The organism is Streptomyces sp. NPDC055815, assembly GCF_053616475.1.
In genome coordinates this window covers 13,909-35,604 of sequence record NZ_JBSHDU010000069.1, presented here as the reverse complement: position 1 = coordinate 35,604, position 21,696 = coordinate 13,909, and the positions used below count along the sequence as shown (strand labels likewise).

Here is a 21,696-nt window from a genome sequence, read left to right as displayed (position 1 = left end):
GCTGAGCACCGCGGAGAGGAACCTTTCGTGACACGCAGGACAGTCCGCATCGCCATGAACGGCGTCACCGGGCGCATGGGACACCGCCAGCACCTCGTCCGCTCGATCCTCGCCCTGCGCGAACAGGGCGGCCTCGACCTCGGCAACGGCGAGACCCTCTGGCCCGAGCCGGTCCTCGTCGGCCGCCGCGAGCACGCCCTGCGCGCCCTCGCCGAGCGCCACGGCCTCACCGAGTGGTCCACCGACCTCGACGCCGTCCTCGCCGACGAGACCGTCGACGTCTACTTCGACGCCCAGGTCACCTCGGCCCGCGTCGAGGCGATCACCAAGGCCATCGCCGCCGGCAAGCACGTCTACACCGAGAAGCCCACCGCGGCCGACCTCGCCGGCGCCCTGGAGCTCGCCCGCCTCGCCGAGGCGAAGGGCATCAAGCACGGCGTCGTCCAGGACAAGCTCTTCCTCCCCGGCCTGCTCAAGCTCAAGCGCCTCATCGACGGCGGCTTCTTCGGCGAGATCCTGTCCGTACGCGGCGAGTTCGGCTACTGGGTCTTCGAGGGCGACTGGCAGGACGCCCAGCGCCCCAGCTGGAACTACCGCGCCGAGGACGGCGGCGGCATCGTCGTCGACATGTTCCCGCACTGGGAGTACGTGCTCCACGAGCTCTTCGGCCGCGTCACCAGCGTCACGGCCCACGTCGCCACCCACGTCCCGCAGCGCTGGGACGAGCAGGGCAAGCCGTACGCCGCCACCGCCGACGACGCCGCGTACGGCATCTTCCAGCTGGAGGGCGGCGCCATCGCCCAGATCAACTCCTCCTGGACGGTCCGCGTCCACCGCGACGAGCTCGTCGAGTTCCAGGTCGACGGCACCCACGGCTCCGCCGTCGCCGGACTGCGCGGCTGCCGCGTCCAGCACCGCTCGGCCACCCCGAAGCCCGTCTGGAACCCCGACATCCCCGCCACCGAGTCCTTCCGCGAGCAGTGGCAGGAGGTCCCCGACAACGCCGAGTTCGACAACGGCTTCAAGGCCCAGTGGGAGCTGTTCCTCCGGCACGTCGCGCTCGACGAGCCGTATCACTGGGACCTCCTCGCCGGCGCCCGCGGCGTCCAGCTCGCCGAACTGGGCCTGCGTTCGGCCGCCGAAGGCCGCCGCCTGGACGTCCCGAAGGTGACCCTGTGACGATCCGCCTCCCTTCCCCGGACGGCTCCACGCGCGCGTACGAGCCCCGCACCGAACCGCTCACGCTCTCCGCGGCGGGCCCGCCGGCCTCCCGTACGGTCTTCTCCGCCGCGCACGTCGTCGCCGACCCGTACGCCGACACCACCCCCGACTCCCCGGCCGCCATCGACTGGGACGCCACCCTCGCCTTCCGCCGCCACCTCTGGTCCCACGGCCTCGGCGTCGCCGAGGCCATGGACACCGCGCAGCGCGGGATGGGACTCGACTGGGCGGGCGCGGCGGAGCTGATCCGCCGCAGCGCCGCGGAGGCGCACGGCGTCGGCGGCCGCATCGCCTGCGGCGTCGGCACCGACCAGATCACCGCCGGAACCCTGCCGGAGATCCGCGCGGCGTACGAGGAACAGCTCACGGTCGTGGAGGAGGCGGGCGCGCAGGCCGTCCTCATGGCCTCCCGGGCCCTCGCGGCCGCCGCGCACGGCCCCGAGGACTACCTCGACCTCTACGGCCACCTGCTCCGGCAGGCGAGCGAGCCGGTGATCCTGCACTGGCTGGGCCCCATGTTCGACCCGGCCCTCGACGGCTACTGGGGCTCGGCCGACCTCGACGCGGCCACCGAGACCTTCCTCGACGTGATCGCGGCCCACCCCGACAAGGTCGACGGCATCAAGGTCTCGCTCCTCGACGCCCGGCGCGAGGTCGAGCTGCGCCGCCGCCTCCCGGAGGGCGTGCGCTGCTACACGGGCGACGACTTCCACTACCCGGAGCTGATCGCGGGCGACGAACAGGGCTTCAGCCACGCCCTGCTCGGCATCTTCGACCCGCTGGGCCCGCTGGCGGCGGAGGCGGTGAGGACGCTCGACACCGGTGACGTCGACGGCTTCCGCAAGACCCTCGACCCGACCGTCGCCCTCTCCCGGCACCTCTTCCAGCCGCCCACCCGCTTCTACAAGACGGGCGTGGTGTTCCTCGCGTGGCTGGCCGGCCACCAGGAGCACTTCGCGATGGTCGGCGGCCTGCAGTCCGCGCGCTCGCTGCCGCACCTGGCCCGCGCGTACGAACTGGCCGACGGCCTCGGCCTGTTCCCGGACCCGGCACGCGCGGAGTCCCGGATGCGCTCGCTCCTCACCGTGTACGGAGTCCCTCAGTGAACCTCGACCGCTTCAGCGTCAACCAGATGACGGTGAAACAGCTGCCCCTGCCCGAACTGGTGGAGCACTGCCTCCGACTGGGCGTCCCGGGCATCGGCCTGTGGCGCGAACCGGTGCGGGAGTACGGGGTGGAGGCCGCCGCCGCTCTGGTCCGGGACGCGGGCCTGACCGTCACCACCCTCTGCCGGGGCGGGTTCTTCACCTCGGACGGCTGGGAGGCGGAGAACCGCGCGGCGATCGACGAGGCCGTGACGCTCGGCACGGACACCCTGGTCCTGGTCTCAGGCGGCCTCACCCCCGCCTGCCCGGACCTGCCGTCCGCGAGGGCCAGCATCACGGAGGCGATCGGCACCCTCGCCCCCTACGCGGGCGCACGCGGAATCCGCCTCGCGATCGAGCCCCTGCACCCGATGTACGCCTCCGACCGGTGCGCGATCTCCACCCTGGACCAGGCCCTGGAGATCGCGGAGCACTTCCCCGCCGCGCAGGTGGGGGTCACGGTCGACACGTACCACCTCTGGTGGGACGACCGGGCCCCGGCGGCGGTGGAACGCGCGGGCGCGACGGGCCGCATCCACTCCTTCCAGCTCGCCGACTGGACGACCCCCCTCCCGGCGGGCGTCCTCAACGGCCGGGGCCAGCTCGGCGACGGGGTGATCGACCTCCGCGCCTGGGCCGACCTGCTCGACAAGGCGGGCTACACGGGCCCGGTGGAGGTGGAACTCTTCAACGACGAACTGTGGGCGAGGGACGGCGTGGAGGTCCTGGAGGAGACGGTCGGGAGATACCGCGCGATCCGCCCGTGACACCGGTGCGCACCGGGGCACCGTGCCGGGCCTCGGTCGCCCCGCGTGTCGTACCCGTTCGCTACCGTCGGTGCATGTCCAACGAGGGTCAGCCGTACCGTCCCGCCGTCGTCGAGGGTGTCCTGGAGCGGATCACGTACGCCAACGAGGAGAGCGGGTACACGGTCGCCCGGGTCGACACCGGGCGGGGTGCCGGGGATCTGCTCACGGTGGTGGGCGCGCTGCTCGGTGCGCAGCCGGGGGAGTCGCTGCGGATGGAGGGGCGCTGGGGGTCCCACCCGCAGTACGGCAAGCAGTTCACCGTGGACAACTACACGACCGTGCTGCCCGCCACGATCCAGGGCATCCGGCGCTATCTCGGGTCGGGGCTCGTCAAGGGCATCGGGCCCGTCTTCGCCGACCGGATCACGCAGCACTTCGGGCTGGACACCCTCGACATCCTGGAGGAGGCCCCGGCCCGGCTGATCGAGGTGCCGGGGCTCGGCCCCAAGCGGACGAAGAACATCACCGCCGCCTGGGAGGAGCAGAAGGCCATCAAGGAGGTGATGGTCTTCCTCCAGGGGGTGGGGGTCTCCACCTCGATCGCCGTGCGGATCTACAAGAAGTACGGGGACGCCTCGATCTCCGTCGTCCGGAACCAGCCGTACCGGCTCGCCGCGGACGTGTGGGGCATCGGGTTCCTCACCGCCGACAAGATCGCCCAGTCCGTCGGCATCCCGCACGACAGTCCCGACCGGGTGAAGGCGGGCCTGCAGTACGCGCTGTCGCAGTCCAGCGACCAGGGGCACTGCTTCCTGCCCGAGGAGCGGCTCATCTCCGATGCCGTGAAGCTGCTGCAGGTCGACACCGGGCTCGTCATCGAGTGTCTCGGTGAGCTCGCCGCCGATCCCGAGGGGGTCGTGCGGGAGACCGTGCCCGGGCCCGAGGGGGTGCCGGTCACCGCCGTCTACCTCATCCCCTTCCACCGGGCCGAGCTGTCCCTTTCCGGGCAGCTGCGGCGGCTGCTGCGGACCGAGGAGGACCGGATGCCGGCCTTCCGGGACGTGGCCTGGGACAAGGCGCTGGCCTGGCTCGCGGACCGTACGGGGGCCTCCCTCGCGCCCGAGCAGGAGGAGGCGGTGCGGCTCGCCCTCACCCGGAAGGTCGCCGTGCTCACCGGCGGCCCCGGCTGCGGCAAGTCCTTCACGGTCCGCTCGATCGTGGAGCTGGCCCGCGCCAAGAAGGCCAAGGTGGTGCTCGCCGCCCCCACCGGCCGGGCCGCCAAGCGGCTCGCCGAGCTGACCGGCGCCGAGGCCTCCACCGTCCACCGGCTCCTGGAGCTGAAGCCGGGCGGGGACGCGGCCTACGACCGGGACCGGCCGCTCGACGCCGACCTGGTCGTCGTCGACGAGGCCTCCATGCTCGACCTGCTCCTGGCGAACAAGCTGGTCAAGGCGGTGGCACCGGGTGCCCATCTGCTGCTCGTGGGGGATGTCGACCAGTTGCCGTCGGTCGGTGCGGGCGAGGTCCTCGGCGATCTGCTGGCCCCCGGCAGCCCCGTACCGTCCGTGCGGCTGACGCGGATCTTCCGGCAGGCCCAGCAGTCCGGAGTGGTCACCAACGCGCACCGGATCAACGCCGGCACCCCGCCCCTCACCCAGGGCCTCCCGGACTTCTTCCTCTTCGTGGAGGAGGAGACGGAGGACGCCGCCCGGGTCGCCGTGGACGTCGCGGCCCGGCGGATTCCGGCCAAGTTCGGCCTCGATCCGCGCCGGGACGTCCAGGTCCTCGCCCCCATGCACCGCGGCCCGGCCGGCGCGGGCTCGCTGAACGGCCTGCTCCAGCAGGTGATCACCCCGGCCCGCCCCGACCTGCCGGAGAAGCGGTTCGGCGGCCGGGTCTTCCGGGTCGGTGACAAGGTGACCCAGATTCGGAACAACTATGAGAAGGGGGCCAACGGGGTCTTCAACGGTACGGTCGGCGTCGTCACGGCACTGGACACCGTCGAGCAGCGGCTGACCGTGCGGACGGACGAGGACGAGGAGGTGCCGTACGACTTCGACGAGCTGGACGAACTCGCCCACGCGTACGCGGTCACCATCCACCGCTCGCAGGGCAGCGAGTATCCGGCGGTGGTGATCCCGGTCACCATGAGCGCCTGGATGATGCTCCAGCGGAACCTGCTCTACACGGCCGTGACCCGGGCCAAGAAGCTCGTCGTCCTGGTCGGCTCCCGCCGGGCGATCGCCCAGGCGGTCCGTACGGTCTCGGCGGGCAGGCGCTTTACCGCACTCGCCCATCGGCTCACAGGGGACGCCCTCGTGTGAAAGATCACGGAGGGCTACCGGAACCGGGGCGAAGGGGGCAGGATATGAAGGTTGGCGGCACTGAGTGCCGCCGAATGGCCCAATGAGCGACCCCGAGTGCACTCTCCTGAGCCAAATGGGGGATGGTAGAGACAGTCAGGGCACCTCGAAGAAGAGGCACTACGTCGGTGAGGGATGACGTGAGCGACAACTCTGTAGTACTGCGGTACGCGGACGGTGAATACACCTACCCGGTGGTCGAGAGCACCGTCGGCGACAAGGGCTTCGACATCGGCAAACTCCGAGCCCAGACCGGTCTGGTCACCCTGGACAGCGGATATGGCAACACCGCCGCCTATAAATCCGCCATCACCTACCTCGATGGTGAGCAGGGCATTCTGCGGTACCGCGGCTACCCCATCGAGCAGCTGGCCGAGCGCTCCACCTTCCTTGAGGTGGCGTACCTGCTGATCAACGGTGAGCTGCCCAAGGTCGACGAGCTGTCGACCTTCAAGAACGAGATCACGCAGCACACGCTGGTCCACGAGGACGTCAAGAACTTCTTCCGCGGCTTCCCGCGGGACGCCCACCCGATGGCGATGCTGTCCTCGGTGGTCTCCGCGCTGTCCACCTTCTACCAGGACAGCCACAACCCGTTCGACGAGCAGCAGCGTCACCTGTCCACGATCCGGCTGCTCGCCAAGCTGCCGACGATCGCGGCGTACGCGTACAAGAAGTCGATCGGTCACCCGTTCGTCTACCCGCGCAACGACCTCGGGTACGTCGAGAACTTCCTGCGCATGACCTTCTCGGTCCCGGCGCAGGAGTACGACCTGGACCCGGTCGTCGTCTCCGCGCTCGACAAGCTGCTGATCCTGCACGCGGACCACGAGCAGAACTGCTCGACCTCCACCGTGCGTCTGGTCGGCTCCTCGCAGGCGAACATGTTCGCCTCGATCTCCGCCGGCATCTCGGCCCTGTGGGGTCCGCTGCACGGTGGCGCCAACCAGTCGGTCCTGGAGATGCTCGAGGGCATCCAGGCCAACGGCGGCAATGTCGACTCCTTCATCCGCAAGGTGAAGAACAAGGAGGACGGCGTCCGCCTGATGGGCTTCGGCCACCGGGTGTACAAGTCCTTCGACCCGCGCGCCAAGATCATCAAGGCGGCGGCGCACGATGTCCTCTCGGCCCTCGGCAAGTCCGACGAGCTGCTCGACATCGCGCTCAAGCTGGAGGAGCACGCGCTCTCCGACGAGTACTTCGTCTCGCGCAACCTCTACCCGAACGTGGACTTCTACACGGGCCTGATCTACCGCGCCATGGGCTTCCCGACCGAGATGTTCACGGTCCTCTTCGCCCTCGGCCGCCTCCCGGGCTGGATCGCCCAGTGGCACGAGATGATCAAGGAGCCGGGTTCCCGCATCGGCCGCCCGCGCCAGATCTACACGGGCGAGGTCCTCCGCGACTTCGTCCCGGTCGAGGCCCGCTGAGGCCCTGACCCCACGGTCGCCCGGCTGACCTTCGGCTGACGCGCCAGGCGAACCGAGCGCCAAAAGAGGCGAAAAGCGCCCCGCCCACCGATCCCCCCACGGGTCGGCGAGCGGGGCGCTTTCCATGTCCCGGTGCGGATTCCCCCCACGGGATCCTGGCCGGGCGTCTGGTGCGCGGGTCTGCCGGGGGCACGTACGGGAGGGCCGCTCAAAGCTCCCCGGTGCACGTGCCCCGGCCGCGCTTGCCTGGGACGTCCCCCAAGACATCCCATGAACGTCCCCCAAGACGTTCTTGGCATCGCCCACTTAGACTCGCGAACAGCCCAGATGGTTACCCCCCAATATCTGTGATCTAGATCTCTTTGTGAAGGTCCTGTGCGTCACGCGTAAGTGAATTCACGTGAAGCGCCGCAGACGAAGGCTGTTGGATACGACGAAGACGGACGAAAAGGCCATGGCCAGTCCGGCGATCATCGGGTTGAGGAGTCCGGCCGCCGCGAGGGGGAGCGCGGCGACGTTGTAGCCGAAGGCCCAGCCGAGGTTTCCGCGGATCGTCGCCAGGGTCCGCCGGGCCAGCCGGATGGCGTCCGCGGCGACCCGCAGGTCGCCCCGGACCAGGGTCAGGTCGCTCGCCTCGATGGCCGCGTCGGTGCCCGTCCCCATGGCGAGCCCGAGGTCGGCGCCGGCGAGCGCGGCGGCGTCGTTCACGCCGTCGCCCACCATCGCGACCGTACGGCCCTCGGCCCGCAGCCGCCGGATCACCTCGGCCTTCTCCTCGGGCAGCACCTCCGCGATGACCTCGTCGATGCCGACCTCGGCCGCCACGGCCTCCGCCACGGCCCGGTGGTCCCCGGTGAGGAGCACCGGCCGCAGTCCCAGGGCGCGCAGCCGGGCGACGGCCTCGGCGCTGGTGTCCTTGACGGTGTCGGCGACGGTCAGGGTGCCCCGCGCCACCCCGTCCCAGGCGACGTGGACGGCGCCGGGCTCGGTGGTGGCGGGTGCCTCGACGCCCTCGGCTTCGAGCAGGGCGGCGCGCCCGACGAGGACGAGGTGGCCGTCGACGGAGCCGCGCACGCCGAGGCCGGGGACGTTCTCGAAGGTCTTGGGGGTGGGGAGCTCCCCGCAGCGCTCGGCGGCGCCGGCCGTGACGGCGCGGGCGACCGGGTGCTCGGAGGAGTGCTCCAGGGCGCCCGCGAGCCGCAGCAGCTCGGTCTCGTCGGCGGAGTCGGTGCCGTACCGCCCGCCGTGCACATGGACGCCGGTCAGCCGCATGTGGCCGGTGGTGACGGTCCCGGTCTTGTCGAGGACGACCGTGTCGACGCGGCGGGTGGACTCCAGGACCTCGGGGCCCTTGATGAGGATGCCGAGCTGGGCGCCCCGGCCGGTGCCGACCATGAGGGCGGTCGGGGTGGCGAGGCCGAGGGCGCAGGGGCAGGCGATGATCAGGACGGCGACGGCCGCGGTGAAGGAGGCGGTGACGTCGTCGGTCGCGAGGAGCCAGGTGACGAGGGTGCCGAGGGCGATCAGGAGCACCACGGGGACGAAGACGGCGGAGATCCGGTCGGCGAGCCGCTGCACCTCGGCCTTGCCGCTCTGGGCGTCCTCGACGAGCTGCGCGATCCGGGCCAGCCGGGTGTCGGCGCCGACGCGGGTGGCCTCGACGACGAGGCGGCCGGAGACGTTGACGCAGCCGCCGGTGACGGCGGAGCCGGGGACGACGTCCTGGGGCAGCGACTCGCCGGTGAGCAGGGAGGCGTCGACGGCGGAGGCGCCTTCGGTGACGGTGCCGTCGGTGGCGATCTTCTCCCCGGGGCGTACGACGAAGAGGTCGCCGGTGCGGAGCTCGCCGACCGGCACCCGTACCTCCTTGCCGTCCCTGAGGACGGCCACGTCCTTGGCGCCGAGCTCCATCAGGGCCCGCAGCGCGGCGCCCGCCTTCCGCTTGGCGCGGGCCTCCAGGTAGCGGCCGAGGAGGATGAAGGTGACGACGCCGGCGGCGACCTCCAGGTAGATCGAGGAGGAGGCGTGGGCGCGGTCGGCGGTGAGGTCGAAGCCGTGGCGCATCCCGGGCATGCCGGCGTCGCCGAGGAACAGGGCCCAGAGGGACCAGCCGTAGGCGGCGAGGGTGCCGACCGAGACGAGGGTGTCCATGGTGGCGGCGCCGTGCCGGAGGTTGGTCCAGGCGGCCCGGTGGAAGGGCAGCCCGCCCCAGACGACGACGGGGGAGGCGAGGGTGAGCGAGAGCCACTGCCAATTGTCGAACTGGAGCGAGGGGACCATCGCGAGCAGGACCACGGGCGCCGCGAGGAGCGCGGAGACGGTGAGCCGCTGCCGGAGGGAGGCGAGCTCGGGGTCCTCCGGCTGCTCGTCCTCCTGCTCCTCCACCGGCGGAAGGGGTTCCTCGGCGGTGTAGCCGGTCTTCACGACGGTGGCGATCAGCTCGTCGACGCCGACGTCCGGCGCGTGTTCGACGTGCGCCTTCTCCGTGGCGTAGTTGACCGTGGCGGTGACGCCGTCCATCCGGTTGAGCTTCTTCTCGATCCGGGCGGCGCAGGACGCGCAGGTCATCCCGCCGATCGTCAGCTCGGTGACGGTGGTGCTCAGCATGTGCGGTTCCAAAGGGCAGCAGGGCCGTACCAGGTAACGGTACGGCCCTGCGGGGTCTGTGCGGAGAGGGGTCAGACCAGTTCGTAGCCGGCCTCGTCCACGGCCGCGGCGACGGCCGCGTGGTCGAGGGGGGCGTCGGAGACGACGGTGACCTCGCCGGTCTTGGCGACGGCGGTGACCGAGGAGACGCCGGGGATCTCGGAGATCTCGCCGGAGACGGCACCCTCGCAGTGGCCGCAGGTCATGCCCTTGACCTGGTAGACGGTGGTGAGTTCGGTCTTCGTCTCTGCGGACATGGCGCTCTCCTCCTGGGGATTCAGGGTCTTACGAGAGCGAGACTATACCCCTGGGGGGTATTAATCCAGTCGCTTTCGCTCGCGGCGCGGCCCGGCATCCCGGCAATGCCTATGGTAAATACCCGATATGTCGCATTCGGGGAGCACGCTCATCCTGATCATGGCGATCGCCGTCCTGGCGCCGCTGCTCGCCTACGCGGTGGGGCGCAGGCTCCCCGTCCCCCTCGTCATCTTCGAGATCCTGCTCGGCATCCTCGTCGGCCCCGACGTCCTGGACTGGGCGCACACCGACCCGCTGATCGACGGACTCTCGCAGCTCGGCCTCACCATGCTCATCTTCCTCGCCGGGTACGAGATCGAGTTCGGCAAGGTCCGCGGCGACACCCTCAAGCGCTCCGTATGGGCCTGGGTCATCGCCCTCGGCCTCGGGCTCGGCACCGGCGTCCTGCTCGGCGGCGGCTACACCAAGGGAGTCTTCATCGGCGTCGCCCTGACCAGCACCGCGCTCGGCACCGTCCTGCCGGTGCTGCGGGACGCCGGAGACCTCCACGGACGGTTCGGCTCGGTCGTCATGGCCTTCGGCGCGGTCGGCGAGTTCGGCCCGATCATCGCGATGGCGCTGCTGCTCAGCGGGCGGGGCGCCGCCGAGTCCACCGCCCTCCTCGCCGTCTTCGCCGCGCTCACCGCCGGGGCCGTCCTCTGGGCGCTGCGGCCCCGCCCGCCGTGGTTCTCGAAGGTCATCGCCAAGACCCTGCACAGCAGCGGCCAGTTCGCCGTCCGCTTCGTCTTCCTGCTGCTCGCCGTGATGCTCGGGGCCTCGACCGCGCTCGGGCTCGACGTGCTGCTCGGCGCCTTCGCGGCCGGCCTCATCACCCGGCTCGTGCTCACCGGGGCCGCGCCCGAGTCCGGGCCGCAGATCCTGGAGAAGGTCGAGGGCGTCGGCTTCGGCTTCCTCGTCCCGGTCTTCTTCGTCGTCACCGGCATCGAGTTCGACCTCGACTCGCTCCTCGACGGCGGCCGGACCCTGCTCCTGCTGCCGGTCTTCCTGCTGCTCTTCCTGGCCGTGCGGGGCGGGCCGATCTGGTTCCTCGCCCCGCGCGACCTCGACCGCAAGGACCGGGGCGGGCTCGTCCTGTACGGCTCCACGGCGCTGCCGCTCGTCGTCGCGATCACCACCATCGGCGTGGACGACAAGGAGATGACGGCCGGCGAGGCCGCGGCGCTCGTCGGGGCCGGGATGCTCTCCGTCCTCGTCTTCCCGCTCCTCGCCCTGAGACTGCGGGCACGGAAGGAGGACCGGGTGCCTTCCCCGGAGTCGGTCGGCGGCTCGGAGGCGTGGTGACCGGACCTGGGGTCAGTGGGTCGCCCGCGTGGTGACCGGACCTGGGGTCAGTGGGTCGCCCGCGTGGTGACCGACTCGTCGACCAGTGGGGAGAGGTAGCGCAGCAGGACGGTCTTCAGCTCGGCGACCGTCGCGTCCCGCTCGGCGCCCTCGGGGGCGGCCAGGACGAGCCCCATGCCGCCCTTGAAGATCGCGAAGGTCATGTCGGCGATCCGGGCGCGCTCCTCCGGCGACAGTTCGGGCGCGAAGTGCCCGATCACGTCCCGTACCGAGGTCAGCAGGTTCGCGTGCAGGGCGTCGTGCTCCTCGGCGATCCGGCCGGGCACCTCGGAGCCGTGCATCAGGGCCAGGAAGACCGGGTGCTCGCAGTTGAACGCGATCATCGGGTCGACGACGACGTCCAGGAGCTCGGGCAGCGGCAGGGCGAGGTTCGCCGGGGTGAACGCCTGGCCGTGGGCCTCCCGCATCTCGTGCAGGAGGCGCTCGCCGAGCTCGATCGCGATGGCCTCCTTGTTCGGGAAGTACTGGTAGAGCGTGCCGGGCGAGACGCTCGCCTCCCGGGCGATCGCGTTGGTGCTGGTCGCCGTGTACCCGTACGCGCAGAAGACGTTCGCGGCGGCCTGGAGCAGCTGCGCGATGCGGCGCTCGCCGCGGGCCTGACGGCGGCGCGGCTTCGGTTCTTCGGACACGTCTTCGGACATGGCTGTCCCCAGGTCTCCTCGACACGTTTGACAAACACGAGAGGTCGCTCGCATTCTTGGGGAATGCGAGTGATCACTCGTGTTTGCCAGTCTATGGCAATGGGCGGCCCCCGCGACCTGCCGGGAAGCGCGTGCGGGGGCCACGGTGAAGGGGACACCGCGTCATGTCCGAAGTCAAGAAAGCACCTCCCGGTGGCGGGAGCGGCGGGGGGTGGACGCGGTTCGTGACCGCCAGACCGCGCCTCACCCTCCTGGTCGCCCTCGTCCTCACCGCCCTCGCCGTCCTCGCCGGCGGCGGGGTCGCCGACCGCATGGGCAGCGGCGGCTGGGAGGACCCGGCCGCCGAGTCCACGTACGCCACGGAGGCCCTGGAGCGGCAGTTCCCCGGCTCCCAGCCGAACGTGCTGCTCCTCGTCGACGCGGGGGACGCCGGGGTCGACACCCCGGCCGTCGCCGCCGAGGCCCGGCGGCTCGCCGAGCGGCTGGACGCCGAGCCGGGCGTCGAGGGCGTCGGCTCCTACTGGTCCACCGGCTCGCCGGCCCTCCGCTCCGAGGACGGCCACCAGGCCGTGATCGCCGCCCGGATCGACGGCGAGGAGAAGGAAGCCGCCGCCGTCCTCGACCGGATCGCCCCCACGTACCGGGGCACCCACGGCCCCGTCGAGGTCTCCCTCGGCGGCGGGCTCGCCGTCCGGCACGAGATGCAGACGGTCATCCAGGAGGACCTGCTGCGGGCCGAGCTCATCGCCCTGCCCCTCACCCTCGTCCTGCTCGTCATGGTCTTCGGCAGCGCCGTCGCCGCCCTGCTGCCGCTCGGCGTCGGCATCGTCGCCATCCTCGGCACCAACGCCGTCCTGCGCGGCATCACCGAGTTCACCGACGTCTCCGTCTTCGCGCAGAACCTGACGACCGCGCTGGGGCTCGGACTCGCCATCGACTACGCCCTGTTCGTCGTCCGCCGCTACCGCGAGGAGCTCGCGGCCGGCGCCGACACCTCCACGGCCGTCCGCAGGACGCTGCGCACGGCCGGGCGGACCGTCCTCTTCTCCGCCCTGACCGTCGCCGTCTCGCTCGCCGCGATGCTGGTCTTCCCGCAGTACTTCCTGCGCTCCTTCGCGTACGCCGGGATCGCCGTCGTCCTGCTCGCCGCCACCGCCGCGCTGACCCTGCTCCCGGCGGCCCTCGTCCTGCTCGGCGACCGGGTCAACGCCCTGGACCTCCGGCGCCTCCTCAGGCGCGGCGGAGCGCCGGGGAAGGACACCACGGGCAACGACGGGGACGGCGCCGCCGACCCGGGCCGGGGCGACACCGCCCGCGCGGGCCGGGACGGCGCCGCCGGTGCCGGGTGGGGGCGGGCCGCCGCCCTCGTGATGCGGCGGGCGCCCGTCTTCGCCGTCGTCACCACCGCCGGGCTCGTCCTCCTCGGGCTGCCGTTCCTCGGCGTGAAGTTCGGCACCGCCGACGACCGCCAGCTCCCCGTCACCGCCTCCTCCCGGGTCGTCCAGGACCAGCTGCGGGACGGCTTCCCCGGCAACCCGGGCGGCGCCCTCACCGTCCTCGCCGAAGGGACCGCCACCCCCGCGCAGTACGCCGGCTACCGCGAGCGGATCGCCGCGCTCGACGGCGTCGGCCGGGCCGAGGGGCCCGTCACCGCAGGCGACGGCTCCGCCTACTTCACCGTGGTGCCCGAGGGCGAGACCGTCGGCGCCGGCGCCCAGCGGGTCGTCGGGGAACTCCGCGCGGCCGAGGCCCCGTTCGCGACCTCCGTCACCGGACCGGCCGCCGTCCTCGTCGACTCCAAGGACGCCATCGCCGAGCGGCTGCCCTGGGCGGCCGGCATCATCGTCCTCGTCACCCTGATCCTGGTCTTCCTGCTCACCGGCAGCCTCGTCGTCCCGGTCCAGGCCGTCCTCCTCAACGCCCTCAGCCTCACGGCCATGTTCGGCGCCGTCGTCTGGGTCTTCCAGGAGGGACACCTCGCCGGACTCCTCGGGTTCACCCCCACCGGCGACATAGAGACCACCCTGCCCGTGCTCATGTTCTGCGTGGCCTTCGGACTCTCCATGGACTACGGGGTGTTCCTGCTCTCCCGCATCAAGGAGGAGTACGACGCCACCGGCGACCACGAGCACTCCGTCCGCTTCGGACTGCGCCACACCGGCGGCCTGATCACCGCCGCCGCCGTGATCCTGGCCGTCGTCATGGTCGCCATCGGCACCTCCCGCGTCACCAACACCAAGATGCTCGGACTCGGCGTCGCGCTCGCCGTCCTCATGGACGCGATGGTGGTCCGCAGCCTCCTCGTCCCCTCCGTGATGAAGCTGACCGGCCGCCTCACCTGGTGGGCGCCGGGCCCGCTGCGCCGCTTCCACGACCGCTTCGGCATCAGCGAGACGGACGCCCCCGCCGATGCCGACGCCGACGCCGATGCCGATCCCGATGCCCGCGCCGACGCCGACACGGGCGGGAGAACGTACACAGCCGTCCGCTGACCCGCCCGGCACGGCACGGCCCGGCACGGCAGGACGCCGGGCTCCGGAAGGGGGATCCGGAGCCCGGCGTCACCGGCCTACGCCGCGGACGGGGTCAGTCGCGGCGGGCCCGGTTTCCGGGGCGGCCTGCGACCCAGGCGCGGATCGTGTCCACGTACCAGTAGGGCTTGCCCGACTCCACGTGGTCCGGCGCCGGAAGAAGCCCGTGCTTCCGGTAGGAGCGGACCGTGTCGGGCTGCACCTTGATGTGTGCGGCGATGTCCTTGTACGACCAGAGCCTGCTGTCCGTCATGCCCGGTACCTCCCTGCGCGCCGCGCAGCGGCGGCGGGGGTGCCGTTCGGGGGCGCTGCGGGCGGGCGATGGTGATCAAGCGATCAATCAGCCTGTGCCCGGTGCAACGGCCCTCCCGACAGGAGGAGAGCGGCTGTCGAACGCCTGTGACGCACAGCCCGCGTAACGGAGACAAGCGTGACGGGGGAGGGACGCGTGTGACCGAAGTGGCACACGCGTCTCTCGGCGTGTCCGCGTGCGTCAGCCCTGGTCAGCGCTGTATGCGCCGGTCACACGCCGCACGAGCGGAGGAAGTGCCGGGTCCGCAGGGCGATCGGGTACGGCACGTCCGGCTCGCACGGGTACATGTCCTGCTCGACGATCGCGAAGAGGTCCACGTCGAGCGCCGACGCGGCGGCGAGCACCGGTTCGAGCGCGGGCACCCCGGACGGCGGCTCGCACATCACACCCCGCGCCACCGCGGGACCGAACGGCACCCGCTCGGCCACCACCCCGGCCAGGACCTCCGGGTCGACCTGCTTGAGGTGGAGGTACCCGATCCGCTCCCCGTACGTCTCGATCAGCTTCACGCTGTCCCCGCCGGCGTACGCGTAGTGCCCGGTGTCCAGGCAGAGCGCGACCGCGTCCGGATCGGTGGCGTCGAGGAAGCGCGTCACGCTCTCCTCGCCGTCGATGTGGGTGTCGGCATGCGGATGGACGACGATCCGCAGCCCGTACCGCTCGCGCACCTCCCGGCCCAGACGCTCCGTCAGCCGGGTCAGATCCCGCCACTGCCCGGCGGTGAGCGTGGCCTCCTCCAGGACCTCGCCGGTCCTGTCGTCCCGCCAGAACGACGGGATGACGACCAGATGCTCCGCGCCCATGGCCTGCGCGAGGGCGGCGTTCTCCGCGACGTGCGCCCAGGTCCGGTCCCAGACGTCCGGGCCGCGGTGCAGCCCGGTGAAGACCGTCCCCGCCGAGACCCGCAGGCCGCGCCGAGCGGTCTCCTCCGCGAGGACGGCCGGATCGGTGGGCAGATAGCCGTACGGACCGAGCTCGATCCAGCCGTATCCGGCGCCCGACACCTCGTCGAGGAACCGCTGCCACGGCACCTGCCGGGGATCGTCGGGGAACCACACCCCCCACGAGTCGGGGGCGGAGCCGATACGGATACGGGACGGTGGCGACGGCTGCGGCGACGGCTTCGTCATGAGCGCCACCTTGGCCGGGCCCGGGAGCACCGTCAAGCGGTCCGGTGGTCCGAATGTCCGGACATATCGTTGACACGCCTCCGCAGGGCCGACTAGACCTGAGGGCGGAGCCGAGGGCGGCCCGACCGAGAGGTGGCGCGTGGAGACGGAGCCGTACGAGCTGATCACCATGGGGCGCCTCGGGGTGGACCTGTACCCGCTCCAGACCGGCGTCGGACTCGACCGGGTCGACTCCTTCCGCAAGTTCCTCGGCGGCTCCGCGGCCAACGTGGCCGTCGCCGCCGCCCGCCTCGGCCGCCGCACCGCGCTGATCTCCCGCACCGGCGCCGACCCCTTCGGCACCTACCTGCGCCGCGAGCTCAAGGGCTTCGACGTCGACGAGCGCTGGGTGACCGAGGTCGCCGCCCATCCCACCCCCGTCACCTTCTGCGCGCTCTTCCCGCCCGACGACTTCCCGCTGTACTTCTACCGCCGCCCGCACGCCCCCGACCTGGAGATCCGGGCCCACGAGCTGGACCTCGACGCGATCCGCGCCGCCCGGGTCTTCTGGGCGACCGGCACCGGCCTGTGCGCCGAACCCAGCCGTGCCGCCACCCTGGAGGCGCTCCGCGCCCGGTCCGGCCGGGAGACGACGGTCCTCGACCTGGACTGGCGGCCGATGTTCTGGACGGACCCGGCGGCGGCCCGCCCGTACTACACCGAGGCGCTGCGGCACGCGACCGTCGCCGTCGGCAACCTCGACGAGTGCGAGGTCGCCACGGGGGAGCGGGAACCGGAGGCCGCCGCCCGCGCCCTCCTCGCGACCGGCGCGGTCCGGCTCGCCGTCGTCAAACAGGGCCCCGCGGGCGTCCTCGCGCTCGGCGCCGACGGGACCCGCGCCGAGGTGCCGCCGCTGCCGGTCGAGGTCGTCAACGGGCTCGGCGCGGGCGACGCGTTCGGCGGGGCGCTGGTCGACGGCCTGCTCGCCGGCCGGGACCTGGACGCGGTCCTGCGCCGTGCCAACGCCGCGGGCGCGATCGTCGCGGGCCGTCTCGCCTGCTCGTCCGCGATGCCGGACGCCACGGAGATCGCGGAAGCCCTCGCGACGGGCACGGGAACGCTCCCGGAGAAGGGGTAGGGATCGGTTCATGAACGCCGCTCCCTCGTCCCTCCACCTCCCCGCCGGGACCGCCGCCCACGGTCCGTACGCCGTCTCCGTCGACCCCGGGCGGGCCGGATGGACGTACTCCGCCCTGCGCGTCCTCGCCCTCGGACCGGGGGAGATCCACTCCTTCGAGAGCGGGGATTCCGAATGGGTCGTGCTTCCCCTCTCCGGTGCCTGTAGCGTGCGCGTCGACGGCGAGATCCTCGAACTCCTGGGCCGCACGAGCGTGTTCGACGGGGTGACCGACTTCGCCTACGTACCCCGCGACGCCCACGCCCAGATCGCCTCCGGCGCGGGAGGCCGCTTCGCTTTGGCAGGAGCGAAATGCGAGCGACGACTCCCCGCCCGCTACGGCCCCGCGCCGGAGGTTCCCGTCGAGACCCGCGGCAGCGGAAACCGCGCCCGCAGCGTGCGGAACTTCGCCTCTGCCGACGCCTTCGCCTGCGACCGGCTCATCGCCGTCGAGGTCGTCACGCCCGGCGGGAACTGGTCCTCCTACCCGCCGCACAAGCACGACGAGCACCGCCCGGGCGCCGAGTCCGTCCTGGAGGAGATCTACTACTACGAGATCGCCGGCCCGCACGGCCTCGCCTACCAGCGGATCTCGCCCTCCCGGCCCGGCGGCGCCGAGCTCCTCGCCGAGGTCAGGGGCGGCGACGCGGTCCTCGTCCCCGACGGCTGGCACGGGCCCTCGATCGCCCAGCCGGGACACGACCTCTACTACCTCAACGTCATGGCCGGTCCGGGCCCCGAAAGGGAGTGGAAGATCTGCTTCCACCCGGACCACACGGAGGGATACGCATGAGACTCACCGTCGCGCAGGCCCTCGTCCGCTTCCTCGCCGCCCAGCACACCGAGCGCGACGGCGTCCGCCGACGGCTGATCACCGCCACCTGGGGCATCTTCGGCCACGGGAACGTCGCCGGGATCGGCCAGGCGCTGGTCGAAGAGGAGCACATGCCCTTCCACCAGGGCCGCAACGAGCAGGCCATGGTGCACGCCGCCGTCGGCTACGCCCGCCAGAGCAACCGGCTCTCCGCGCACGCCGTCACCACCTCCATCGGCCCCGGCGCCACCAACCTCGTCACCGGCGCCGCCCTCGCCACGATCAACCACCTCCCCGTGCTGCTGCTGCCCGGCGACACCTTCGCCGGCCGCCCCGCCGACCCCGTCCTCCAGCAGCTCCAAGTCCCCTATTCGGGCGACGTGTCCGTCAACGACTGCCTCCGCCCGGTGTCGAGGTACTTCGACCGGGTCACCCGCCCCGACGCCCTGATCCCGGCCGCCCTCGCCGCCGTACGGGTGCTCGCCGACCCCGCCGAGACCGGCGCCGTGACCCTCGCCCTGCCCCAGGACGTCCAGGCCGAGGCGTACGACTGGCCGGAGGAGTTCTTCGCCGAGCGGGTCTGGCGGGTCCGCCGCCCCCGCCCCGCCACGGAGGAACTCGACGCCGCCGTCCGCGCCGTACAGGCCGCGAAACGGCCGCTGGTCGTCGCGGGCGGCGGAGTGAAGTACAGCGGCGCCGAGGACGCGCTGCGCGCGTTCGCCGAACGCACCGGACTGCCCGTCGCCACCACCCAGGCCGGCAAGGGCGTCCTCCCGTACGACCACCCCTGCGACGTCGGCGGCATCGGCCACACCGGCACCGACACCGCGAACACCCTCGCCCGCACCGGCGACCTGATCATCGGCGTCGGCACCCGCCACACCGACTTCACCACCGCCTCCGGCACCCTCTTCCGCCCCGGCACCCGCTTCCTCAACCTCAACATCACCGGCTTCGACGCCCACAAGCAGGCCGCGCTGCCCCTCGTCGCCGACGCCCGCGAGGGCCTCACCGCGCTCACCGAGGCGCTCGGCGGCCACCGGCGGACCCGCGCCGACTGGTTCCACTCGAAGGCCGCCTGGCAGGAGCGGACCGACGCCGCGTACGCCGTCCCCGACGAGGACGCCCGCCCCACCCAGACCCAGGTCCTCGGCGTACTCGACACTCTGGTCGACCCGAGCGACATCCTGATCAACGCCGCCGGCTCGCTCCCCGGCGACCTGCACAAGCTCTGGCGGACCCGCTCCCGGGACCAGTACCACGTCGAGTACGGCTACTCCTGCATGGGCTACGAGATCCCCGCCGCGATCGGCGTCCTCCTCGCCGCGCCCGGCCGGCCCGTCTGGGCGCTCGTCGGCGACGGTACATACTTGATGAATCCCACCGAAATCGTCACCGCCGTGCAGGAACGGCTACCACTGAAACTGGTGATTCTGCAGAACCACGGGTACGCCTCCATCGGCGGGCTCTCCGAGGCCGTCGGCGCCGAGCGGTACGGCACCGACTACCGCCACCGGGCCGCGGACGGCAGCTTCACGGGACCGCCGCTCCCCGTCGACCTCGGCGCCAACGCCGCCTCCCTCGGGATGCGGGTCCTGCGCCCCCGCACCGTGCGTGACCTGCGGGAAGCGCTCGCGGACGCGCGGACGGCCACGGATCCCACATGTGTCTACGTCGAGACCGAAACGCCAGACAGTGTGTCGGGCCCGCCCCCGGCCCAGGCGTGGTGGGATGTGCCCGTGGCCGAGACGTCGACCCGCCCGTCGGCGGTCAAGGCCCGCGAGGAGTACGACCGGCACGTCACCGCCCGACGCCGCCATCTCTGAAGGAGTAACTCGTCATGACGAAGACCGTCCACCACTGGATCGGTGGCAAGACCGTCGAGGGCACGTCGGGCAACTGGGGCCCGGTCACCGACCCGGCCACCGGCGCCGTCACCACCAAGGTCGCCCTCGCCTCCGTGGACGAGGTCGACACCGCCGTCGCCGCCGCGAAGGACGCCTTCGCGACCTGGGGCACCTCCTCGCTCGCCCAGCGCACCACGATCCTCTTCAAGTTCCGCGCGCTGCTCGACGCCAACCGCGACGCGATCGCCGAGCTGATCGTCGCCGAGCACGGCAAGGTCCACTCCGACGCCCTCGGCGAGGTCGCCCGCGGCCTGGAGATCGTCGACCTGGCCTGCGGCATCACCACCCAGCTCAAGGGCGAGCTGTCCACCCAGGTGTCCAACCGCGTGGACGTGGCCTCGATCCGCCAGCCCGTCGGCGTCGTCGCCGGCATCACCCCGTTCAACTTCCCGGCCATGGTGCCGATGTGGATGTTCCCGATCGCCATCGCGACCGGCAACACCTTCATCCTCAAGCCCAGCGAGAAGGACCCCTCGCCGTCCCTGAAGATCGCCGAGCTGCTCGCCGAGGCGGGCCTGCCGGACGGCGTCTTCAACGTCCTCCACGGCGACAAGGTGGCCGTCGACCGCCTCCTGGAGCACCCGGACGTCTCCGCGATCTCCTTCGTCGGCTCGACCCCGATCGCCCGCTACATCCACACCACCGCCTCCGCCAACGGCAAGCGCGTCCAGGCGCTCGGCGGCGCGAAGAACCACATGCTGGTCCTCCCGGACGCCGACCTCGACGCCGCCGCCGACGCGGCCGTCTCCGCGGCCTACGGCTCCGCCGGCGAGCGCTGCATGGCGATCTCCGCGGTCGTGGCCGTCGGCTCCATCGGCGACGAGCTCGTCCAGAAGATCCGCGAGCGCGCCGAGAAGATCAAGATCGGCCCCGGCACCGACCCGACCTCCGAGATGGGCCCGCTCATCACGGCCGTCCACCGCGACAAGGTCGCCTCCTACGTGCACGGCGCGGCGGACGAGGGCTGCGAGGTCGTCCTCGACGGCACCGGCTACACCGTCGAGGGCCACGAGAACGGCCACTGGATCGGCCTGTCCCTCCTGGACCACGTCCCGACCTCCGCCAAGGCCTACCAGGACGAGATCTTCGGCCCGGTCCTCTGCGTGCTGCGCGCCGAGTCGTACGAGGAGGGCCTGGCCCTCATCAACGCCTCGCCGTTCGGCAACGGCACCGCGATCTTCACCCGGGACGGCGGCGCCGCCCGCCGCTTCCAGCTGGAGGTCCAGGCCGGCATGGTCGGCGTGAACGTGCCGATCCCGGTGCCGGTGGGCTACCACTCCTTCGGTGGCTGGAAGGACTCGCTCTTCGGCGACCACCACATCTACGGCAACGACGGCGTGCACTTCTACACCCGCGGCAAGGTCGTCACCACCCGCTGGCCGGACCCGTCCGAGGCCCCCGCGGGCGTCGACCTGGGCTTCCCGCGCAACCACTGACGGGACCCGCAGGCCCTCGAACGGCCCCCGGGGTGCTGGACAGCACACCCCGGGGGCCTTCCCCTGCGCGTCAGGCGTCCCCGTCGAACGTCCAGCCGAGCATCGCGAACACCCCTTCGTCCACCGCGCCCGCCGAGCGGTACGTGGCCAGCGCCGGCTCGTTGTCCGTGTCCACCGGCACCCACGCGCCCCGGCAGCCCCGCGCCCGCGCCTGAGCCACCAGCGCCTCCGTCAGCGCCCGCCCGATGCCCCGCCGCCGGTGGGACTCGTCCACCGACAGCTCGTACAGGCACATCTCCACGCCCTTGTCGGGATGCAGCATCTCGATCCCGGACACGAACCCGGCCGGGAAGCCGTCCTCCGCGTACGCGATCAGCATGAGGTGGCCCGGCGCCGCCAGGAAGCGGGCCGCCCACGCCTCCCGGGCCGGACCGTCGTACAGGTGCTCCGCCGCCAGCAGTTCCGCCACCGTCGTCGCCCGCCGGATCTCCACGCCGTCTCCCTGTGTCCGTACCGCGCCTGCTGTACGCGGACCGTACTGCGTACGACTCCAGG

At 72.0% G+C, this 21,696-nt stretch carries 17 protein-coding genes; 11 read left to right on the top strand and 6 right to left on the bottom strand.

The window, feature by feature from the left end:
* Window positions 1–27 precede the first annotated feature (27 nt).
* The 5 genes from ACWGN5_RS32365 to ACWGN5_RS32345 all read left to right on the top strand — a co-directional run bounded on the left by ACWGN5_RS32365 (window position 28) and on the right by ACWGN5_RS32345 (window position 6,908).
* Window positions 28–1,179 (top strand): Gfo/Idh/MocA family protein, encoded by a 1,152-nt coding sequence (locus ACWGN5_RS32365; protein ID WP_453521894.1) that lies wholly within the window; start codon window positions 28–30, stop codon window positions 1,177–1,179.
* On the top strand, window positions 1,176–2,327 hold the full coding sequence (locus tag ACWGN5_RS32360) for a dihydrodipicolinate synthase family protein (protein ID WP_453521891.1): 1,152 nt from the start codon (window positions 1,176–1,178) through the stop codon (window positions 2,325–2,327). The genes ACWGN5_RS32365 and ACWGN5_RS32360 overlap by 4 nt, the downstream gene beginning before the upstream one ends.
* A gap of 26 nt (window positions 2,328–2,353) precedes the next feature.
* Window positions 2,354–3,133, top strand: coding sequence for a sugar phosphate isomerase/epimerase family protein (locus tag ACWGN5_RS32355; RefSeq protein WP_453521913.1), 780 nt, complete (start codon window positions 2,354–2,356; stop codon window positions 3,131–3,133).
* A 74-nt stretch (window positions 3,134–3,207) separates the two neighbouring features.
* A complete protein-coding gene (gene recD2 / locus ACWGN5_RS32350) occupies window positions 3,208–5,439 on the top strand; it encodes an SF1B family DNA helicase RecD2 (RefSeq protein WP_453521888.1) in 2,232 nt (743 codons plus the stop codon).
* Between the two features lie 179 nt (window positions 5,440–5,618).
* Window positions 5,619–6,908, top strand: coding sequence for a citrate synthase (locus tag ACWGN5_RS32345; RefSeq protein ID WP_453521885.1), 1,290 nt, complete (start codon window positions 5,619–5,621; stop codon window positions 6,906–6,908).
* Window positions 6,909–7,304: 396 nt separating this feature from the next.
* Here the strand turns inward: ACWGN5_RS32345 and ACWGN5_RS32340 are convergent, their stop codons facing one another.
* Window positions 7,305–9,515, bottom strand: a complete 2,211-nt coding sequence (locus ACWGN5_RS32340; protein WP_453521882.1) for a heavy metal translocating P-type ATPase — start codon at window positions 9,513–9,515, stop codon at window positions 7,305–7,307.
* A gap of 71 nt (window positions 9,516–9,586) precedes the next feature.
* Window positions 9,587–9,811 (bottom strand): heavy-metal-associated domain-containing protein, encoded by a 225-nt coding sequence (locus tag ACWGN5_RS32335; protein ID WP_369144332.1) that lies wholly within the window; start codon window positions 9,809–9,811, stop codon window positions 9,587–9,589.
* Window positions 9,812–9,938: 127 nt separating this feature from the next.
* On the opposite strand from ACWGN5_RS32335, the gene ACWGN5_RS32330 reads away from it, so the two are divergent.
* Complete coding sequence (locus tag ACWGN5_RS32330; protein WP_453521878.1) at window positions 9,939–11,153, top strand: cation:proton antiporter; 1,215 nt, start codon at window positions 9,939–9,941, stop codon at window positions 11,151–11,153.
* A 47-nt stretch (window positions 11,154–11,200) separates the two neighbouring features.
* Here ACWGN5_RS32330 and ACWGN5_RS32325 read toward each other — a convergent pair whose 3' ends face one another.
* Entirely contained in the window at window positions 11,201–11,854 is a 654-nt protein-coding gene (locus ACWGN5_RS32325) for a TetR/AcrR family transcriptional regulator (protein ID WP_453521877.1), read from the bottom strand.
* Window positions 11,855–12,018: 164 nt separating this feature from the next.
* On the opposite strand from ACWGN5_RS32325, the gene ACWGN5_RS32320 reads away from it, so the two are divergent.
* Window positions 12,019–14,346 carry an MMPL family transporter gene (locus ACWGN5_RS32320; protein ID WP_453521875.1) on the top strand — a complete coding sequence of 776 codons (2,328 nt, stop codon included), beginning with the start codon at window positions 12,019–12,021 and terminating at the stop codon, window positions 14,344–14,346.
* Window positions 14,347–14,440: 94 nt separating this feature from the next.
* Here the strand turns inward: ACWGN5_RS32320 and ACWGN5_RS32315 are convergent, their stop codons facing one another.
* Both ACWGN5_RS32315 and ACWGN5_RS32310 read right to left on the bottom strand, forming a co-directional pair.
* A complete protein-coding gene (locus ACWGN5_RS32315) occupies window positions 14,441–14,638 on the bottom strand; it encodes a helix-turn-helix transcriptional regulator (protein ID WP_369144328.1) in 198 nt (65 codons plus the stop codon).
* 269 nt (window positions 14,639–14,907) lie between these two features.
* A complete protein-coding gene (locus ACWGN5_RS32310; protein ID WP_453521872.1) occupies window positions 14,908–15,828 on the bottom strand; it encodes a sugar phosphate isomerase/epimerase family protein in 921 nt (306 codons plus the stop codon).
* A 169-nt stretch (window positions 15,829–15,997) separates the two neighbouring features.
* On the opposite strand from ACWGN5_RS32310, the gene iolC reads away from it, so the two are divergent.
* Genes iolC through mmsA form a run of 4 tightly spaced genes read left to right on the top strand, consistent with a single transcriptional unit; the run spans window position 15,998 to window position 21,141 of the window.
* Window positions 15,998–16,945 carry a 5-dehydro-2-deoxygluconokinase gene (gene iolC, locus ACWGN5_RS32305; protein ID WP_453521912.1) on the top strand — a complete coding sequence of 316 codons (948 nt, stop codon included), beginning with the start codon at window positions 15,998–16,000 and terminating at the stop codon, window positions 16,943–16,945.
* A 10-nt stretch (window positions 16,946–16,955) separates the two neighbouring features.
* Window positions 16,956–17,777 carry a 5-deoxy-glucuronate isomerase gene (gene iolB, locus ACWGN5_RS32300; protein ID WP_453521869.1) on the top strand — a complete coding sequence of 274 codons (822 nt, stop codon included), beginning with the start codon at window positions 16,956–16,958 and terminating at the stop codon, window positions 17,775–17,777.
* Window positions 17,774–19,624, top strand: a complete 1,851-nt coding sequence (iolD, locus tag ACWGN5_RS32295) for a 3D-(3,5/4)-trihydroxycyclohexane-1,2-dione acylhydrolase (decyclizing) (protein ID WP_453521866.1) — start codon at window positions 17,774–17,776, stop codon at window positions 19,622–19,624. Before iolB ends, iolD begins: the two co-directional genes overlap by 4 nt.
* A 14-nt stretch (window positions 19,625–19,638) precedes the next feature.
* Window positions 19,639–21,141, top strand: a complete 1,503-nt coding sequence (mmsA, locus tag ACWGN5_RS32290; protein WP_453521864.1) for a CoA-acylating methylmalonate-semialdehyde dehydrogenase — start codon at window positions 19,639–19,641, stop codon at window positions 21,139–21,141.
* 70 nt (window positions 21,142–21,211) lie between these two features.
* Here the strand turns inward: mmsA and ACWGN5_RS32285 are convergent, their stop codons facing one another.
* Window positions 21,212–21,634, bottom strand: a complete 423-nt coding sequence (locus ACWGN5_RS32285; protein WP_453521862.1) for an N-acetyltransferase family protein — start codon at window positions 21,632–21,634, stop codon at window positions 21,212–21,214.
* Window positions 21,635–21,696 lie beyond the last annotated feature (62 nt).

What these genes read in the sequence shown, in the direction of transcription:
- iolC (WP_453521912.1), top strand. Translation starts at nt 15,998, where the DNA reads ATGGGGCGCCTCGGGGTGGACCTGTACCCGCTCCAGACCGGCGTCGGA.
- ACWGN5_RS32355 (WP_453521913.1), top strand. Translation starts at nt 2,354, where the DNA reads ATGACGGTGAAACAGCTGCCCCTGCCCGAACTGGTGGAGCACTGCCTC.
- ACWGN5_RS32330 (WP_453521878.1), top strand. Translation starts at nt 9,939, where the DNA reads ATGTCGCATTCGGGGAGCACGCTCATCCTGATCATGGCGATCGCCGTC.
- ACWGN5_RS32340 (WP_453521882.1), bottom strand. Translation starts at nt 9,515, where the DNA reads ATGCTGAGCACCACCGTCACCGAGCTGACGATCGGCGGGATGACCTGC.
- iolD (WP_453521866.1), top strand. Translation starts at nt 17,774, where the DNA reads ATGAGACTCACCGTCGCGCAGGCCCTCGTCCGCTTCCTCGCCGCCCAG.
- ACWGN5_RS32335 (WP_369144332.1), bottom strand. Translation starts at nt 9,811, where the DNA reads ATGTCCGCAGAGACGAAGACCGAACTCACCACCGTCTACCAGGTCAAG.
- ACWGN5_RS32320 (WP_453521875.1), top strand. Translation starts at nt 12,019, where the DNA reads ATGTCCGAAGTCAAGAAAGCACCTCCCGGTGGCGGGAGCGGCGGGGGG.
- iolB (WP_453521869.1), top strand. Translation starts at nt 16,956, where the DNA reads ATGAACGCCGCTCCCTCGTCCCTCCACCTCCCCGCCGGGACCGCCGCC.
- ACWGN5_RS32310 (WP_453521872.1), bottom strand. Translation starts at nt 15,828, where the DNA reads ATGACGAAGCCGTCGCCGCAGCCGTCGCCACCGTCCCGTATCCGTATC.
- recD2 (WP_453521888.1), top strand. Translation starts at nt 3,208, where the DNA reads ATGTCCAACGAGGGTCAGCCGTACCGTCCCGCCGTCGTCGAGGGTGTC.
- ACWGN5_RS32325 (WP_453521877.1), bottom strand. Translation starts at nt 11,854, where the DNA reads ATGTCCGAAGACGTGTCCGAAGAACCGAAGCCGCGCCGCCGTCAGGCC.
- mmsA (WP_453521864.1), top strand. Translation starts at nt 19,639, where the DNA reads ATGACGAAGACCGTCCACCACTGGATCGGTGGCAAGACCGTCGAGGGC.
- ACWGN5_RS32315 (WP_369144328.1), bottom strand. Translation starts at nt 14,638, where the DNA reads ATGACGGACAGCAGGCTCTGGTCGTACAAGGACATCGCCGCACACATC.